Source organism: Citrobacter sp. B72 (genome assembly GCF_016894305.1).
GTDB classification, from domain to species: Bacteria; Pseudomonadota; Gammaproteobacteria; order Enterobacterales; family Enterobacteriaceae; genus Citrobacter; species Citrobacter portucalensis.
The window spans coordinates 3,802,507-3,815,511 of the sequence record NZ_CP069801.1 but is presented as its reverse complement, the minus strand read 5'-3'; the positions used below and the strand labels follow the sequence as shown (position 1 = coordinate 3,815,511).

At 49.4% G+C, this 13,005-nt stretch carries 26 protein-coding genes and 1 tRNA gene; 4 read left to right on the top strand and 23 right to left on the bottom strand.

What is annotated here, in order from left to right; translation table 11 throughout:
• Positions 1 to 202: 202 nt before the first annotated feature.
• Both JQN59_RS18330 and JQN59_RS18325 read left to right on the top strand, forming a co-directional pair.
• Entirely contained in the window at positions 203 to 667 is a 465-nt protein-coding gene (locus JQN59_RS18330) for a methyltransferase family protein (RefSeq protein ID WP_149607814.1), read from the top strand.
• A 165-nt stretch (positions 668 to 832) separates the two neighbouring features.
• Positions 833 to 908, top strand: a tRNA-Thr gene (locus tag JQN59_RS18325).
• Between the two features lie 14 nt (positions 909 to 922).
• Here JQN59_RS18325 and JQN59_RS18320 read toward each other — a convergent pair.
• The 23 genes from JQN59_RS18320 to JQN59_RS18210 all read right to left on the bottom strand — a co-directional run bounded on the left by JQN59_RS18320 (position 923) and on the right by JQN59_RS18210 (position 12,336).
• Positions 923 to 2,080 (bottom strand): site-specific integrase, encoded by a 1,158-nt coding sequence (locus JQN59_RS18320; RefSeq protein ID WP_239484230.1) that lies wholly within the window; start codon positions 2,078 to 2,080, stop codon positions 923 to 925.
• Positions 1,963 to 2,310 (bottom strand): helix-turn-helix domain-containing protein, encoded by a 348-nt coding sequence (locus JQN59_RS18315; protein WP_239484196.1) that lies wholly within the window; start codon positions 2,308 to 2,310, stop codon positions 1,963 to 1,965. Before JQN59_RS18315 ends, JQN59_RS18320 begins: the two co-directional genes overlap by 118 nt.
• Positions 2,311 to 2,422: 112 nt before the next feature.
• A complete protein-coding gene (locus JQN59_RS18310) occupies positions 2,423 to 2,674 on the bottom strand; it encodes a hypothetical protein (RefSeq protein ID WP_200011698.1) in 252 nt (83 codons plus the stop codon).
• Between the two features lie 9 nt (positions 2,675 to 2,683).
• Positions 2,684 to 2,875 (bottom strand): hypothetical protein, encoded by a 192-nt coding sequence (locus tag JQN59_RS18305; RefSeq protein ID WP_204528141.1) that lies wholly within the window; start codon positions 2,873 to 2,875, stop codon positions 2,684 to 2,686.
• A gap of 9 nt (positions 2,876 to 2,884) precedes the next feature.
• The gene (locus JQN59_RS18300; protein ID WP_204528140.1) at positions 2,885 to 3,124 is read right to left on the bottom strand and encodes a DUF4222 domain-containing protein; all 240 of its coding nucleotides are present in this window, start codon (positions 3,122 to 3,124) and stop codon (positions 2,885 to 2,887) included.
• A complete protein-coding gene (locus JQN59_RS18295; RefSeq protein ID WP_204528139.1) occupies positions 3,087 to 3,506 on the bottom strand; it encodes a phage protein NinX family protein in 420 nt (139 codons plus the stop codon). Before JQN59_RS18295 ends, JQN59_RS18300 begins: the two co-directional genes overlap by 38 nt.
• A 4-nt stretch (positions 3,507 to 3,510) precedes the next feature.
• Positions 3,511 to 3,768 carry a hypothetical protein gene (locus tag JQN59_RS18290; RefSeq protein ID WP_204528138.1) on the bottom strand — a complete coding sequence of 86 codons (258 nt, stop codon included), beginning with the start codon at positions 3,766 to 3,768 and terminating at the stop codon, positions 3,511 to 3,513.
• Positions 3,768 to 3,983 (bottom strand): TraR/DksA family transcriptional regulator, encoded by a 216-nt coding sequence (locus JQN59_RS18285; RefSeq protein ID WP_204528137.1) that lies wholly within the window; start codon positions 3,981 to 3,983, stop codon positions 3,768 to 3,770. Before JQN59_RS18285 ends, JQN59_RS18290 begins: the two co-directional genes overlap by 1 nt.
• Positions 3,980 to 4,198, bottom strand: a complete 219-nt coding sequence (locus JQN59_RS18280) for a hypothetical protein (protein WP_204528136.1) — start codon at positions 4,196 to 4,198, stop codon at positions 3,980 to 3,982. Before JQN59_RS18280 ends, JQN59_RS18285 begins: the two co-directional genes overlap by 4 nt.
• Positions 4,198 to 4,482, bottom strand: a complete 285-nt coding sequence (locus tag JQN59_RS18275; protein WP_204528135.1) for a hypothetical protein — start codon at positions 4,480 to 4,482, stop codon at positions 4,198 to 4,200. Before JQN59_RS18275 ends, JQN59_RS18280 begins: the two co-directional genes overlap by 1 nt.
• 502 nt (positions 4,483 to 4,984) lie before the next feature.
• Positions 4,985 to 5,401, bottom strand: coding sequence for a single-stranded DNA-binding protein (locus tag JQN59_RS18270; protein WP_204528134.1), 417 nt, complete (start codon positions 5,399 to 5,401; stop codon positions 4,985 to 4,987).
• On the bottom strand, positions 5,402 to 6,028 hold the full coding sequence (locus JQN59_RS18265; protein ID WP_204528133.1) for an ERF family protein: 627 nt from the start codon (positions 6,026 to 6,028) through the stop codon (positions 5,402 to 5,404). It lies immediately after the preceding gene.
• Positions 6,029 to 6,035: 7 nt separating this feature from the next.
• Positions 6,036 to 6,224 carry a hypothetical protein gene (locus tag JQN59_RS18260; protein ID WP_204528132.1) on the bottom strand — a complete coding sequence of 63 codons (189 nt, stop codon included), beginning with the start codon at positions 6,222 to 6,224 and terminating at the stop codon, positions 6,036 to 6,038.
• An 8-nt stretch (positions 6,225 to 6,232) separates the two neighbouring features.
• Entirely contained in the window at positions 6,233 to 7,237 is a 1,005-nt protein-coding gene (locus JQN59_RS18255; RefSeq protein WP_204528131.1) for a hypothetical protein, read from the bottom strand.
• A 78-nt stretch (positions 7,238 to 7,315) separates the two neighbouring features.
• Positions 7,316 to 7,618 carry a hypothetical protein gene (locus tag JQN59_RS18250; protein ID WP_204528130.1) on the bottom strand — a complete coding sequence of 101 codons (303 nt, stop codon included), beginning with the start codon at positions 7,616 to 7,618 and terminating at the stop codon, positions 7,316 to 7,318.
• 2 nt (positions 7,619 to 7,620) lie between these two features.
• A complete protein-coding gene (gene kil, locus JQN59_RS18245; RefSeq protein ID WP_057101712.1) occupies positions 7,621 to 7,740 on the bottom strand; it encodes a host cell division inhibitory peptide Kil in 120 nt (39 codons plus the stop codon).
• 11 nt (positions 7,741 to 7,751) lie between these two features.
• A complete protein-coding gene (locus JQN59_RS18240) occupies positions 7,752 to 7,910 on the bottom strand; it encodes a hypothetical protein (RefSeq protein WP_204528129.1) in 159 nt (52 codons plus the stop codon).
• On the bottom strand, positions 7,907 to 8,974 hold the full coding sequence (locus tag JQN59_RS18235; protein ID WP_204528128.1) for a DUF7666 domain-containing protein: 1,068 nt from the start codon (positions 8,972 to 8,974) through the stop codon (positions 7,907 to 7,909). The genes JQN59_RS18240 and JQN59_RS18235 overlap by 4 nt, the downstream gene beginning before the upstream one ends.
• Before the next feature lie 179 nt (positions 8,975 to 9,153).
• Positions 9,154 to 9,312: a hypothetical protein gene (locus JQN59_RS18230; protein ID WP_161800411.1), complete on the bottom strand. Its 159-nt coding sequence runs from the start codon at positions 9,310 to 9,312 to the stop codon at positions 9,154 to 9,156.
• 52 nt (positions 9,313 to 9,364) lie between these two features.
• Positions 9,365 to 9,694 (bottom strand): hypothetical protein, encoded by a 330-nt coding sequence (locus JQN59_RS18225; RefSeq protein WP_204528127.1) that lies wholly within the window; start codon positions 9,692 to 9,694, stop codon positions 9,365 to 9,367.
• Between the two features lie 53 nt (positions 9,695 to 9,747).
• Complete coding sequence (locus JQN59_RS18220) at positions 9,748 to 10,068, bottom strand: hypothetical protein (RefSeq protein ID WP_204528126.1); 321 nt, start codon at positions 10,066 to 10,068, stop codon at positions 9,748 to 9,750.
• A 584-nt stretch (positions 10,069 to 10,652) separates the two neighbouring features.
• Positions 10,653 to 11,024: a hypothetical protein gene (locus JQN59_RS27005; protein ID WP_239484195.1), complete on the bottom strand. Its 372-nt coding sequence runs from the start codon at positions 11,022 to 11,024 to the stop codon at positions 10,653 to 10,655.
• Between the two features lie 607 nt (positions 11,025 to 11,631).
• Entirely contained in the window at positions 11,632 to 12,336 is a 705-nt protein-coding gene (locus JQN59_RS18210; RefSeq protein WP_204528125.1) for an XRE family transcriptional regulator, read from the bottom strand.
• Between the two features lie 104 nt (positions 12,337 to 12,440).
• Here JQN59_RS18210 and JQN59_RS18205 point away from each other — a divergent pair, with 104 nt between their 5' ends.
• Complete coding sequence (locus JQN59_RS18205) at positions 12,441 to 12,671, top strand: transcriptional regulator (protein ID WP_204528124.1); 231 nt, start codon at positions 12,441 to 12,443, stop codon at positions 12,669 to 12,671.
• Positions 12,672 to 12,757: 86 nt separating this feature from the next.
• On the top strand, positions 12,758 to 12,979 hold the full coding sequence (locus JQN59_RS18200) for a CII family transcriptional regulator (protein ID WP_129694916.1): 222 nt from the start codon (positions 12,758 to 12,760) through the stop codon (positions 12,977 to 12,979).
• Positions 12,980 to 13,005: the final 26 nt, after the last annotated feature.

The window sequence follows — 13,005 nt, the reverse complement described above, 5'->3', positions numbered from 1 at the left end:
CTGACATGGCCTGCAGCATGATTTTTTCCTGAACACCAGGGGCAGACGCCTCTGGTATTGGCGTCTTTGCATCGCTGCCTGTCTGTCTGGTTAAGTAAAAAGTCCTACAGTGAAGTATGCACCGTTTGTTTATGTATCTTAAACGGGGTATTTATAGTGATATCAGCGTTAATCAAACAGGTACTGAGGGTAGCCCGTAGCCATGCGTCCTTTCCTGACAAAATTAAGAGTCTGGCTTCCACCACCACTCATCCTGGTATTATTCCTCATCGCGGATGCGTTGACGGCGATCCCGCGTTTCACATTTGGCGCGGTGACTATCGTAATAAGTGCATTGTTGGCTAGCGTCAGTCTGGCGATGATACTGCATACCGCGTGGCAGATGCGGAAGAAACGTACGACGCTAAACCCACTGCATGCAGAGAAATCGACCACACTTATTACTGGCGGATGTTATGCCTGGAGCCGCAATCCAATCTATCTTGGAATGAGTGGACTCCAGTTAGCTTTTTCTCTCTACGTCGGTAGCCTGATTGGAATATTGGCTGCACCGCTGTTTATACTGGTGGTTGCCAGATTACATATTGATTTTGAAGAGGAACAACTGCGACAACATTTCGGGCCGGAATGGATACGCTATGAGCAGCGTGTTCGCCGCTGGTTATAGAATACCCTTGCCGCGTACAAGGAAGCCTGTGACGACACGATTCGTGCGTTATTGAAACCGGATGATGCAAAATTAGGCGTTTGATTCGCAAGGCCATTGACGCATCGCCCGGTTAGTTTTAACCTTCTACCCCGTGTTCACATTCGTGGGCATGTCCTTATCAGGGCCGATATAGCTCAGTTGGTAGAGCAGCGCATTCGTAATGCGAAGGTCGTAGGTTCGACTCCTATTATCGGCACCACTAACCACGCGGGTTCACGCGATATTCACCAGTTCAGCAAAAGCGCCTTGTGCCATATTTGTGCCATTCCCCGCCAGGAATGCGTCGATTTGCATGGCATGCTGCGTCAGGTGATTCGGTGCCAGATGTGCATAACGCTGCACCATCTCGATACTTTCCCACCCGCCCATTTCCTGTAGCGCACTGAGTGGCACGCCGGACTGTACAAGCCAGCTTGCCCAGGTGTGCCGCAGGTCATGGAAGCGGAAATTTTCTATTCCCGCCCGCCTTAACGCTGCGCGCCATGCCGTGTTAGCATCAGACCGCATTTTGCGCACCGCCTTTGTTCTCGTTCCATCCGGGCGAACGGATGATTCAGTGTGAACAAAGACCCACCGGTTATGTTTCCCCAGCTGCTCCAGCAGCACCTTACAGGCCGATTCGTTCAGGGCGACCCCAATCGCCCTTCCTGCTTTCGCGTCCTCGGGGTGAATCCACGCGACCTTCCTCTGCATATCAATTTGTGACCACTCCAGATCGGTGATGTTCGACCTGCGCAGCCCCGTCGCCAGTGCAAAAATAACAACTGGCTTCATATGCTCGGGAAGTTCCCGGATCAGGTTCGCCGCTTCCTCTTTGGTTAGCCAGCGAATACGCTTATTTTTCGGCACCGGGCATTTGATGTTCGGCGCTTTGGCTATCCATCGCCATTCGTTGGCCGCACATCGTAAAAGCGCCCGGATGAAAGCAAGGTGCGTCGCCTTCGTCGCCAGCGACGCTGGTTTATCCTTGAATTCAGGAACCGGCTTACCTCTTCGCAGTAGGCTGTCCCGTTTAGCCTCCCAGTTCATTCGATGTTTGCGATTAACCATCGAACTCACCGCCGACAAGATCCTGTCTTCCGTGATTGCTGACAGGTCCATTCCTTTGAAGTGCATCCTCCAGAATCCGATCCGGCTTTTGTCATCGTCCAGGCTTTTCTTGTGCTGCTTTTCGTTAAGCCAGCGAACGCACGCTTCATCGAACGTTCGCGGCTTAAACCCCCCCATCTTATCAACTCGCCATGCTTCAGCTTTCAGCTGATCATAGAGCTCCTGCGCTTGCCTTTTGTCCGTTGTCCCAAGAGACCGTCTAATTCGACTTCCACCAGGCGTAACGAAGTCGCAGTGCCACGTACCGGCACGTTGTTTGATTGACATGCTTTACCCTCCTGCACATCAACCGCATTCACCGGCTGATTGTGGATCGTGTTCTTCAACGCTGCAATGCAATCTGTCTTGCAGATGAGATATGGACTTTTCTTTTTAGCGGGATTTTTGCGGGTAGCGGCGAGTCTTCCAGATTTTATCCATTCGGCCACAGTCCCTTCACTGACGCGCAGGAAGTTCGCCGCCTCGTCGCGGGTGAAAATTATTTCTTCCATCGGATACTCCAGGCAAAAAGAACCCGGCACTATGTCCGGGAAAATAGGGGATAACTTGGCAGTGCTTTCGCACCCAATAGCCGACTCAGTGAATCAGCTATCAGTTGCACCATCAAAACAGTCGAATAGTCGAACCCTTAAACCACCCACCGCAAACAACTCCGCGCACCTCATTACCCGTGGCACCCTTGGCTGTGAACTCAGTGTGGAAGGCGTCGTCTTTGCTGCAGCCAGTGAATGAGTAACCTGTAATTTTCACATCCTTGTAGCCACTATCGACGAGCACCTTTGTGGCTTCATCAGCATTCGTGCAGCCAGAAGTGGCAATCACCGTAAGCAGCAGCAACAATTTCATCTTCCCCATAATCTCTCCTCAATCCTGCTGCTTAACCGTGTAATTGCCGTTTGACTTAACACCCACTGCAAAGTAGGTACCGCCAGTAATGCCAACACCCCACGTGCTACTCGTTCCATCGTCAGGCTTCTTCTCTTTGATGAAATGGCGCAGGGCGGCGATGGCGTTCTCAATATCCAGCGTTGAGTTAACCGTCATGGTGATGCGCATAATCTCTCCTCATGCCGCCCGCATAGCGCGGAGGCGTTTTAAGTGTTCTGCTGTTTCAAGTTCTGCACGTATCTGTGCCGCCTCGTGTGGGTCGAGGTGCTCGAAATCTGAATTAAATCGGTCTATTGAATCGGTGTTAATCCGGCCCTGTCGCCAGTAGCGGACTATCTGTGATGTGCAGCTGTGGATGATGACGGGCCAACCGTGCTGGTCAGCGTAAATCTGACCCCGTTGAATTAGCTGGAACATTGGCTGAGTCCTGCATCATGAGGAAGACGATCATCGCTGCGCGAAGTGGGTTTGACTGATGCTGAATACCGAACTTTTGACAGGCAGACATTGCGTCACACCACTCGTGATATTCGCCTTCATATTCAGGCATAGTGCTATCAAACATAATGCTGATTCTTTTGTCTGCGATGATAGGCCAAGCATCATTTGGCTTTTGGCATGGGTCAAAATCATCATTTATATTTCCAAATCCACGCCTTATTGCAAACTCATCACCACCAAGCGCGTAGTAAACTGTTTCCCGCTCTTCTCCTACCCGGTAGCTATCCGTAACCTTTGCGCCCAAAGAGATGGCAACTAAGTTATTAATCTCGAAGTCGCTAAGCTTGCTGTAATCCATCACTTCACCCCATCAGGTTAATTTTTCGCTCAATTTCTGCTGAATCCACCTCGAACTCATCACACCACACTTCGAAATCCCTTCGATGCTCATTGAAAAGGCCAATAACAGCGGAAACTTCATCTCCAGTTAAAAGGTCGTCTTTATAATCAAATGCCGCTACCGAGCAGAGTTTCCCGCCCATCCCCATAAAGTCATCAGTGAACTGGAATGGCGGTTCCTTTCCGTCCTCAAACTCGACAACAAAAGTCATTTTTCCCATCACATCCTCCGATTCCGCTTTTCTTCATCTTCCTGACAACTAACGCACTTCTTGCAGCCAGGAAACGCATCTCTACGCTCAGGAATTAGCGGATCACCGCATTCCTCACAGTGCGTTGCTGATACTGCTGAGTGGTTTAGTCTGTGAGCCTGAATAGCATGGTCGCGCATCATCTCTTCGAGAGCGCTGGCCTGATCGATAATCTCTATATTCATAATTCAACTCCGTATCTTCCGGTCATTCTTCCAATGCCGCTAACAAATGCCACCAGGCTAATACCCAGAGGCGCGATTTTCTGATGGTGCTTCTTGATGATTGGCGGCACTACTGCATTCCATTTCGGCTTAGGCCTGCATTCCAGTGCCTGTTTAATCTCTGCCACGCATTTTCTACCTTGTGCGCGTACTGCGTTATCCTGCTCTGGCGTCATTAGTCGCTCCTCACCTCTCCGTAACGACCTCGGTAGGTGCGCATACGGTCATCAACGTAATCAGGCTCTATAGGTCCAACTACCATCCATCCCGGCCTGAATGACGCTTCTAAGTTGGCGAACCAGACTTCCTTTTCGTGCAACTCCTGAAGCCTGTCTTCCATGGTTGGCTTCTGGAAATCGTCATTAGCGATAGCTGCAAAGCAACGTGCCAGCACCTCTTCTTTAGTGCCGGATCGCTTTGGGGGGCGCAGATATCCCGCCCCAGTGAGAGGTGCCGACATTTGATACTCCTGATTAAATGGCGTAGATAGCGTGACGAGGGAAGGGAAGAGTTACCGGTTCCTCGTCTGGATAGATGGGATTGTTATTTTTGTGCCACTCGACATGACATGACTTGCAGAGCCACATCACATCGGTTGGCTTGCCGTAGTCGCAGTGGTGAGCCTGAGGTTTACATTCGGATCCGCAGCACTCGCACCGTGGTGGTCTGGTTAGCCTCCCATCGCGCAAAAAATTGCCCACGATGATGTGGGCTTTTCTTTTCCATGGGTTGCGAAGAATGAACCGCTTTTTTGCTGCGTTACATCGCTCTCTACCGCGATCTGATGATTGATACTCCTTCCTGGCTGATACTCGATGTGGCAATCCCGCGCGCTCTTTGTCGTACTCAGCAAGGCAAACACGGCATGCTGCAGTTAATCCATCATTGGATGCTCTTCTTATTTGAAAGTCCCTTTCTTCCTTCTGCTGATGGCATCTGGAACAGGTCTTCATATTCATCTCCTAGAACGGGATATCTGAGTCATCGAAGTTCATCGGCGGTTCGCTGGGATGTGGTGTCGATGATTGCTGCTGACGTTGTTGCTGTGCTGCACTCTGCTGCTGCCCATTGCGCGGAGGTAGGTCAATATCTCGAACCAGAATAGTTGGTGTCTGCGCCGTTGAGCCATCCTGACGAGTCCACTCTTCAATGACGAACTCACCTGACACAGTGACCTTTGCACCTTTAACCACAGCCACAGATAGCTTCTCAGCCATCGCGCCAAACATTTTGCAGTTCAGCCATGATGTCTTTTCGTTCTCACCGAATCCTGTCTTTGCCGGGATAGAGAATGATGCAATGTGTTTCCCGTTTGGTGTGACGCGGAGAACCGCGTCTTTACCTACATTTCCGGAAACGATGATGGTGTTAATTGCCATTTATGCCGCCTGTTTTAGTTCTCTGATTCGAATGCCGGTAACGTCTTTGCATTTAGCCTGATGCTCAGCAAATCCGTTAAGACGTTGCCATGTTGATGCGTACTGTTCCTGAAGTTTCTTGCTGTCGTTCTCGGATCCGGCGTACTGCGTAAATTCAGCCAGAATCTGGTCTGCATCAGCTGGTTTGATGTGGTGAACTTCTGCATCAGCATCAATCGCGGTTTCTTCTGTCGGAATGCAGAACGCCTGAAATGCTGCGTATTTGTAGGCGATTGACATAGCCTTGTTAGTCGCCTTATCTCCACTGTCCATTGCTTCTCCGTAGGTGGTGACCGTGTGGATGCTGCCGTCTTCAGTGCTGACGAAATCGAAGTCGCCACGAACCGTGATATAAAACAGAGCACCACCGCTTTTACTAGTTCGTTCTACACACGTGCGTTCGGTATATCGCGGGAGAATCAGGAGTTTATTCCTGACCAACTCAGGAGCCAGTGCGTTGTAGATGTCGTCGATTCCGCGAAACGCATAGTTAACCTGACTGCCTTGTTTCTTCTCTTTCCTGATACCTTGCTCTGCAAGCGCAGAAGCTACTCCGCTAATTGCTGCGTAAACTTTTTTCTGTTCCATAATTTCCTCAGAATGGAAGTTCGGAAGGGTTAGCCAGGAACTCGCATTTATTCATGCGCTCTTGTTTAGCCATATACAGGCAAAAGTTTTTCTTCGACTTATCGCCTGACTTGCGCCAGTAAAGCGCCTCTGTGACGTGGTACTGTCGCTTAATACGGCTTAGTTCTGGTGTTCTTGCTAAATCAACTGGGATCATCTTTCACCTCAGTAATTAATTTGTGTTCTCGGCACCAGGCCATCCATCAGCGCTTTCAGGACTTCGATAGCCTGGTCGCGTGAGATGCTGGTATTAGCGGTGAGTGCGTTAACGATTTCAGTACCAACGGCCTTGCGGTGCTTAACGTCAGCTTCACGCTTTGCCTTCTCATCAGCGATGCGTTTCTCTTCTGCCATACGGGCTGCTTCTTTCGCTTCAGCCTCACGCTTAATGCGATCTGCTTCTTCCTGAGCTTTACGCTGTTCCGCTTCAATGGCTGCTTTCTTCTCTGCTTCAGCTTTCGCAGCGGCGTCTTTAGCTTCCTGCTCGGCGCGTTCTTGTGCTTGCTTAGCCAGCAATTCAGCCTGTGCTCTTGCTGCAATCGCATCCTCTTCACGCTTCTTCGCCGCCGCCAGTTCAGCTGCTGCTTTCTCTTCGGCTTCTCGCTTGGCCTGTTCTGCTGCCTGACGCTTTAACTCTTCTTCGTGAGCAATGCGCTGGCGTTCTTCTTCCGCTTTCTTCTCTGCCAGTTCACGGTCAAACGCGTCGTTCATCAGCAACGCTATTTCGTGATCGGCTTCTATCTGTTTTTTGAGTACTTCGAGTGCTGCCTTTTCCTCAGCTTCAATGCGCAGACGCTCTTCTTCAGCAGCTTTTTCTGCTGCAATACGTTCCTGCTCGGCTTCCCACTCGGTTAGTGGTCGGCGAACTTCATCTTTCAGCGCGTCCAGTCGTTCACGAGCAATGCGGCGACTCTCATCAATCTGCTTTGGCAATGCTTTCAGTTCTGCCACAAGGTCTTTACCGGCGTTGTCGATGTATGTTTTTGAACGCGCAACCTTGTGCGCCATGGATGCGATAGCATCACGGCCTTTCTTGGTGGATACATCAGGTACCAGGCTGCGAGCTTCTTTCTCAATTTTTTCAATGATGGGATCGAGTTGCTCGTTATTGGTGAATACAGCCATTGCACTCGATTTTTCGATAACGACTAAATCCGTTACTTCACTCATGGTCTCTCCTGAAATTTGGTTGTGCGCTTCCCGTCTGCGATAGCCGGACGAGTAGGGGGAATGGGGTTAATTTAGTATTTACTTATCAGATAGCATCTTGGAAAAGGCGTCTGTCATTTCTCTTTTGAAGCGGTCAATATCAGCTTGCATATCTTTGAATGTGACGTTTTTTCGCGATTTTTGCAGCGTGTATCCGCAGCGAGCCATATACCAAAGAAAGGTATCAACCACATAGATATGACCATCACGCGGGTTGCCATTTTCGTCTGCGTTCTTAATGGTGTTATGCATGGCTTTGAACACATCTTTCTGGTCGTGAAAGTCACGCATGAACTCAGGAAGATATTCACCACTTACTAGCCATTGAGATAAAGGGTCCATAATCATTTCCTGTGCCACGGAAAACCAATTGCCGCCTTCATATCGTTGTAGGCTGACATCCACATCAAACCATCACCTATGAATCTGGCGATTAGCGCTTTGTTCTGAGCTGCACGAAGCATGTTGTGATTAATCATGATTTACCCTCCACCCGCTGCAATAACCCGGCTAAATCCATCTGCCAGCTGTTCATTGTGATTTTCTCGCGAGGTTTATCGACTGATGAGAGTTGCCACTCGTTGTCGTTGAGTTTTGATGCGTGGTACTGCTTGCCGTTGTGGGTGACTGTCATGAGGCCTCCACAAAGTCGCCATCTTCGTTTAGCTGATACCAAACATCTGCTTTTACGCCGTTATCGCCAACTTTGCTGGTGCGGATATGAATAAGTTCTCCATCTTCATCGCGATAGCAGAGAACAATTGCCCCACCTTCTGATGCGCGAGCTTTGCCTTCGATGCCGAACGCCGCCGCTACTGATTGCGATCCAGAAACTTCTGCCGCTGACTGGTTGCCAGTGTTGGTTGCCGCTGACTGGTTGCCAGTGTTGGTTGCCGATGACTGGTAGCCAGTGTTGGTTGCCGCTGACTGGTTGCCAGTGTTGGTTGCCGCTGACTGGTAGCCAGTGTTGGTTGCCGCTGACTGGTTGCCAGTGTTGGTTGCCGCTGACCGGTAGCCAGTGTTGGTTGCCGCTGACCGGTCGCCAGTGTTGGTTGCCGCTGACCGGTAGCCAGTGTTGGTTGCCGCTGACCGGTCGCCAGTGTTGGTTGCCGCTGACCGGTAGCCAGTGTTGGTTGCCGCTGACCGGTCGCCAGTGTTGGTTGCCGCTGACTGGTAGCCAGTGTTGGTTGCCGATGACTGGTAGCCAGTGTTGGTTGCCGCTGACTGGTTGCCAGTGTTGGTTGCCGCTGACCGGTCGCCAGTGTTGGTTGCCGCTGACTGGTAGCCAGTGTTGGTTGCCGCTGACTGGTTGCCAGTGTTGGTTGCCGCTGACTGGTAGCCAGGCATGATCTGCTGCTCAAGCGACTTATCAATCTTGCTCCAGATCCACTCAATCCCTCTCTGAATGAACTGAGGAAGCGTTAACTCTGCTTTAATCGTTATACTGGCGCTGGCTATTTTGGTGTCACCATCTTCTTCGCGGTCAGTCACACCGAAGGAAATGGTTTCTGCAAAGCGACTATCTGCAGGTGAGTAGTATCCAAACACATCAAATGGACACTCACACGCATGAAAACCAGAACCGCAGGCCTCAACCTTTCCTTCGTGGTGGTAAGTTTCGCCAATCGCAAACTGGTAATCCCGGCACTGCAAATCCTTATTAAACCCTTTGTAGGTAACGATAGTTTTCTGTGTCATGTGATTTCCTTTGTGATGCGCTTAAGCCGCGCCGCTGAGCTAAAGACCTCTGCATGCAAGAATATTTATGCAGAATGTTGGTGAGCGGTGGATAGCCGCAGTTCATAACTTGAGCCACTCGTAAATGACTCCAGGTATGAGGCAATAAAAAACCCGCCGTAGCGGGTCTTAAATTTCAGTCAGTCTTTGATGAACTCATCCGTTACAACCGATCGCTCCCCCGAATACAGGACAGCGCCGCCAACTTCAACGACGATAACTGCATGTGGATTAGCGTTATCGTTTAGCCATTTGATAAGCGGCTTAACTGCTTCTTCGAAACTTTGACTCTCTTCCATCGCCTTACCCTCTGTTTGTATCGTGAGCTAATAAAAAACCCGCCGGAGCGGGTTAGTCTGGGACCTTGTCTTTTAGGATTAGCGACCAGTCGTCAACTTCACCACCGAAGTGATCGTCAATTTCCTCAATGTCATACTCCTTGCTTTCGGTGTGGAGTAGCCGAAGGAATATTTCAAGGTGATCGCGACGAGTCTGGTATTGCTTTGCTCTTGCCAATTCGTGAGGGCAGAGGCGGTATGCTGCCACTGAGCTGCAATGCTTAGTCATTCGACAGCAGTGCTTGTATTGCTTTATCAGGGCCGCTAAAGCCTTTGGGTTTATCTCTGTTTTGAACTCGTCATCAGGCTCGAAGTGAATGCCATCATGCACCCCAATTTTCATACCCTTACCCTCTGTAGTTACCCGCGTAAAAAAGGCCGCCTAAGCGACCTCAGTCAGAAATAGTTATCAAGGTCACGCTTGACCCTTTCCAGGATGATTTTTGCATCATCAAGACTCTCAGCATTGAGAGCATCCCTTATGGCCATCGCCAGCTGCGTAGCGTCTGATTCGAAGTCATCAGCGCGACTCTCCCATTCGGAAGCCTCTTCCTCTGCATAGTAAATTCGATCCTCATACTCACCTTCGAGTTCTGAACGAACCTCATCGCGAAGCTTCTCCCGAATGATTTCTGATGCCTCTTCAATGGAAAGATGCGCCAGAATCGTCTCTGGCTGATGTGTGCCATATTTCAATGAGATATCGTCAGCAGACATACAACCCCCGAAAAAATGCCCGCACGGGGCGGGCTAAGAAGTCTTCTCCAATTCAACCAGAACAGAATCATCGTCTCCTGTTAGGTTGATGATGGTGGGATTACCATCACCAAGCACCGGATCTCGATGCTTGAGGCTGACTCACCCCTTTGTTTATTCACCGCAGGCCACTCGACCCGCTCGATTCGTTCTGTGCGTAATGCCGACGCCGTGCATCGCGTATCTTCTCCAGCTCGCAGTTCTTCGCAGACTGGTGATACTTGCTGATGTGGCAGACCGGTGTTCTCGGGCTGCTCGAAGCCAAATAAAAACCCGCCGAAGCGGGTTATCTTTTTTTACCGATAGAGGGGAGTCCTCCAGAAAACGTGGTCCCATCAGATTTATTGATATTCTTTAGCGTGTGATTTTTTCGTTTAACCTTCGTTTCCTGAAAGAAGCTTTTTGATTGCCTTCTGGCGTCTCTTATCGCTAGAAGATCATAGTCAGATGCTCCAGCGTGATATTTTGCTATATGCACGTCAGGGCGATTGGCTGAAAACCATCTATTACAAATCGGGCACTTCAAGTCCATCATCGTCACCTTCTCACCATTTCTTTTTAGGGTTCCTTTGATGGGAATGGTTGACAACCCTGCTCATGGCGTCCAGGTAAGGCTTTTCTTCTTCAACTCTATTAAATTCGCGCTCATAAAGCACTGTGGCTCGCTCTAAACAAAGATGGTACTCAGAAATAGATAAAGCGGCTTTGTTTGCTATTTCTTTTAGCGGAGCAGCTAGAAATATTGAGATCGGTATGAATGCCTTTTTTGACAGCTGAGCCTGAATTCTGTTGGGTTTAGGTGGCCCGGTGTCAGCGCCTGAGGATCTGTATTCTTCCTGAAGTTCTTTTCGCCTTAACCTGCGCCTGCCCTGTGAGGTTCGCGGACCATTTGATTTACCATATTTGATAACAACCATATATCACCACTATTTATTGATGCTGCTCCAGTAGCCTGACGCCTATAACTTTACCTTTTGTTTTGCTGGTCAGCCATTAGCAATGGCCTTTTGCGCCCACATTTTGCACTGAAATGCTTTGGCGGTGTGGGTGGTTACCAGCCACATGATCCAGGCCTTCTTCACGATTAGCCGTTCTCACTGCCCACACCCCAAAACATTCCCTTTATTGGTCAGCGTCAACTTCCTGCCAGTGTTGCCCATTCTCACGCCGTTCTCGCTCTCGCGCGGGGATAACCTCACACCGGCCGGATCGCACCCGGTGCTACGCCACGTTTACGTGTAGGGGTCTAAACAGGTCATTGACGCTGTAAAACTGTTTGATTGTTAATGAGCAAGCGACTTAATGTCCGCCGCGGCTTTTCTGTTGCCGCATCGCTGTGTTGTTGCGATGTGCTTATTTAAAACCATAGTTGTTTTATAGTCAACAACGATAGTTGTATTTGTAGTTGTTTTAGTTGTATTTGGTTGTTTGTGAAAGGATTTTATTTTTGATTATTTTCAGGAGAGATAATTTTGGTAATAAAAAACCCCGCCGAGGCGAGGTTTGTTTGATGGTATGTGTGGATTACCAGATGGTTGACGTCCAGAACATGCGGCCTATTACCTGCACCGAGTCTAGATCAGCCTCTTCGTCAGGGTGCTCAATATGATTAAAGCTGCGGATGCTTAGGCGGTTTGGGCCAACTCGATAGAGAATCTTAAGCCGGTTCCATCCATCCTGGCTAATGGCATAAATTTTACCGTCGATGATCTTCTTATCGTTAATATTGATTGCGACTGTAGTTCCTTCGGGAATGACAGGTTCCATGCTGTTCCCGTGAGCAGGGAAGCACAGCACACCCTCTTTATGAGCTCCTACGCGTCGCAGGGTTGCTTTAGAGAAGCGAAGCTTAAAGCCATTGTAATCATCGCGAGGGAATGTGCCGTTCCCGCATGCCAGTTCAATATCCTTCAGATATGGCACTTCAACCTCGTCATCTGGTAGTGGTGTCGCATTGTCCCACGGCTCAATAGTTCCCCACTCATCTGAAGGCGGGATTGCTTCATCCTGACCGGTTAGAAGCATCGCTCCCTTCCCAGAGCTTAACCATTCCGGCTTAACCATTAACGCATTTGCCAGCTCGACAATCTTTGTCGTCTGGCTTGCTTTACCGGTTTCAATTTTCTGGATAGCTGCCTGGCTAACCCCGACCAGATCCGCAAGCGCCTTTTGAGTAAGGCCTCGTAGTGATCTGGCTTCTTTAAGTCTTTCAGCGAGTGTTGTGTTCATAGGCGCAATGTACAACCAGAGTTTTCATCCATCAAACGAAAATGGTTGTTGACTAAATACAACCATAGTTTTATTCTTTGTTCATGTTAACCACGGAGGTTGTTATGAACCCAGTAATTAAAACCGCGATTACCATCGTCGGTTCTCAAAAAAAACTTGGCGATGCCTGCGAAGTATCTCAGCAGGCCGTTTACAAGTGGCTACACAACAAGGCGAAGGTTGCTCCTGAGCATGTTGACAGCATTGTTAGCGCAACTGGTGGAGCAATTCAGGCTCATCAGATTCGCCCGGATTTACCAAAGCTGTTCCCGAAAGCAGAACAGCCAGCTGCATAGCAGTAAACGCTCTTTAAAAATCTGAAACCTAAATTCAAACGGCTGAGAAATCAGCCGAATCAACTAATTACATAGGAATTTAACATATGCGAAGTTTAACAACACGCAACAACGTGGAGGCCCGACGAATCGAAACGTGGCTTCACAGTCAGATCGCAGAAATCGGTACGACCACCATCGCTAAGGTAGCTGGCGTTAACAAATCAACGGTTACTCGCTGGCGTGAAAACCTGCTGCCGAATATGTCGCTTTTGCTGTCAATCCTGATTGCTAACCGGGATGGAGTGAAAGGGGATTTTGAAGCATGAGTATCGGAAATGACGAAAGCCGCTCT

What these genes read in the sequence shown, in the direction of transcription:
- JQN59_RS18275 (WP_204528135.1), bottom strand. Translation starts at nt 4,482, where the DNA reads ATGTCGGCACCTCTCACTGGGGCGGGATATCTGCGCCCCCCAAAGCGA.
- JQN59_RS18300 (WP_204528140.1), bottom strand. Translation starts at nt 3,124, where the DNA reads ATGTTCCAGCTAATTCAACGGGGTCAGATTTACGCTGACCAGCACGGT.
- JQN59_RS18270 (WP_204528134.1), bottom strand. Translation starts at nt 5,401, where the DNA reads ATGGCAATTAACACCATCATCGTTTCCGGAAATGTAGGTAAAGACGCG.
- JQN59_RS18285 (WP_204528137.1), bottom strand. Translation starts at nt 3,983, where the DNA reads ATGAATATAGAGATTATCGATCAGGCCAGCGCTCTCGAAGAGATGATG.
- JQN59_RS18240 (WP_204528129.1), bottom strand. Translation starts at nt 7,910, where the DNA reads ATGACAGTCACCCACAACGGCAAGCAGTACCACGCATCAAAACTCAAC.
- JQN59_RS18280 (WP_204528136.1), bottom strand. Translation starts at nt 4,198, where the DNA reads ATGACGCCAGAGCAGGATAACGCAGTACGCGCACAAGGTAGAAAATGC.
- JQN59_RS18235 (WP_204528128.1), bottom strand. Translation starts at nt 8,974, where the DNA reads ATGACACAGAAAACTATCGTTACCTACAAAGGGTTTAATAAGGATTTG.
- JQN59_RS18265 (WP_204528133.1), bottom strand. Translation starts at nt 6,028, where the DNA reads ATGGAACAGAAAAAAGTTTACGCAGCAATTAGCGGAGTAGCTTCTGCG.
- JQN59_RS18255 (WP_204528131.1), bottom strand. Translation starts at nt 7,237, where the DNA reads ATGAGTGAAGTAACGGATTTAGTCGTTATCGAAAAATCGAGTGCAATG.
- kil (WP_057101712.1), bottom strand. Translation starts at nt 7,740, where the DNA reads ATGCTTCGTGCAGCTCAGAACAAAGCGCTAATCGCCAGATTCATAGGT.
- JQN59_RS18225 (WP_204528127.1), bottom strand. Translation starts at nt 9,694, where the DNA reads ATGAAAATTGGGGTGCATGATGGCATTCACTTCGAGCCTGATGACGAG.
- JQN59_RS18200 (WP_129694916.1), top strand. Translation starts at nt 12,758, where the DNA reads ATGCGAAGTTTAACAACACGCAACAACGTGGAGGCCCGACGAATCGAA.
- JQN59_RS18260 (WP_204528132.1), bottom strand. Translation starts at nt 6,224, where the DNA reads ATGATCCCAGTTGATTTAGCAAGAACACCAGAACTAAGCCGTATTAAG.
- JQN59_RS18210 (WP_204528125.1), bottom strand. Translation starts at nt 12,336, where the DNA reads ATGAACACAACACTCGCTGAAAGACTTAAAGAAGCCAGATCACTACGA.
- JQN59_RS18205 (WP_204528124.1), top strand. Translation starts at nt 12,441, where the DNA reads ATGAACCCAGTAATTAAAACCGCGATTACCATCGTCGGTTCTCAAAAA.
- JQN59_RS27005 (WP_239484195.1), bottom strand. Translation starts at nt 11,024, where the DNA reads ATGGTTGTTATCAAATATGGTAAATCAAATGGTCCGCGAACCTCACAG.
- JQN59_RS18250 (WP_204528130.1), bottom strand. Translation starts at nt 7,618, where the DNA reads ATGGACCCTTTATCTCAATGGCTAGTAAGTGGTGAATATCTTCCTGAG.
- JQN59_RS18315 (WP_239484196.1), bottom strand. Translation starts at nt 2,310, where the DNA reads ATGGAAGAAATAATTTTCACCCGCGACGAGGCGGCGAACTTCCTGCGC.
- JQN59_RS18310 (WP_200011698.1), bottom strand. Translation starts at nt 2,674, where the DNA reads ATGGGGAAGATGAAATTGTTGCTGCTGCTTACGGTGATTGCCACTTCT.
- JQN59_RS18305 (WP_204528141.1), bottom strand. Translation starts at nt 2,875, where the DNA reads ATGCGCATCACCATGACGGTTAACTCAACGCTGGATATTGAGAACGCC.
- JQN59_RS18330 (WP_149607814.1), top strand. Translation starts at nt 203, where the DNA reads ATGCGTCCTTTCCTGACAAAATTAAGAGTCTGGCTTCCACCACCACTC.
- JQN59_RS18220 (WP_204528126.1), bottom strand. Translation starts at nt 10,068, where the DNA reads ATGTCTGCTGACGATATCTCATTGAAATATGGCACACATCAGCCAGAG.
- JQN59_RS18295 (WP_204528139.1), bottom strand. Translation starts at nt 3,506, where the DNA reads ATGGATTACAGCAAGCTTAGCGACTTCGAGATTAATAACTTAGTTGCC.
- JQN59_RS18290 (WP_204528138.1), bottom strand. Translation starts at nt 3,768, where the DNA reads ATGGGAAAAATGACTTTTGTTGTCGAGTTTGAGGACGGAAAGGAACCG.
- JQN59_RS18230 (WP_161800411.1), bottom strand. Translation starts at nt 9,312, where the DNA reads ATGGAAGAGAGTCAAAGTTTCGAAGAAGCAGTTAAGCCGCTTATCAAA.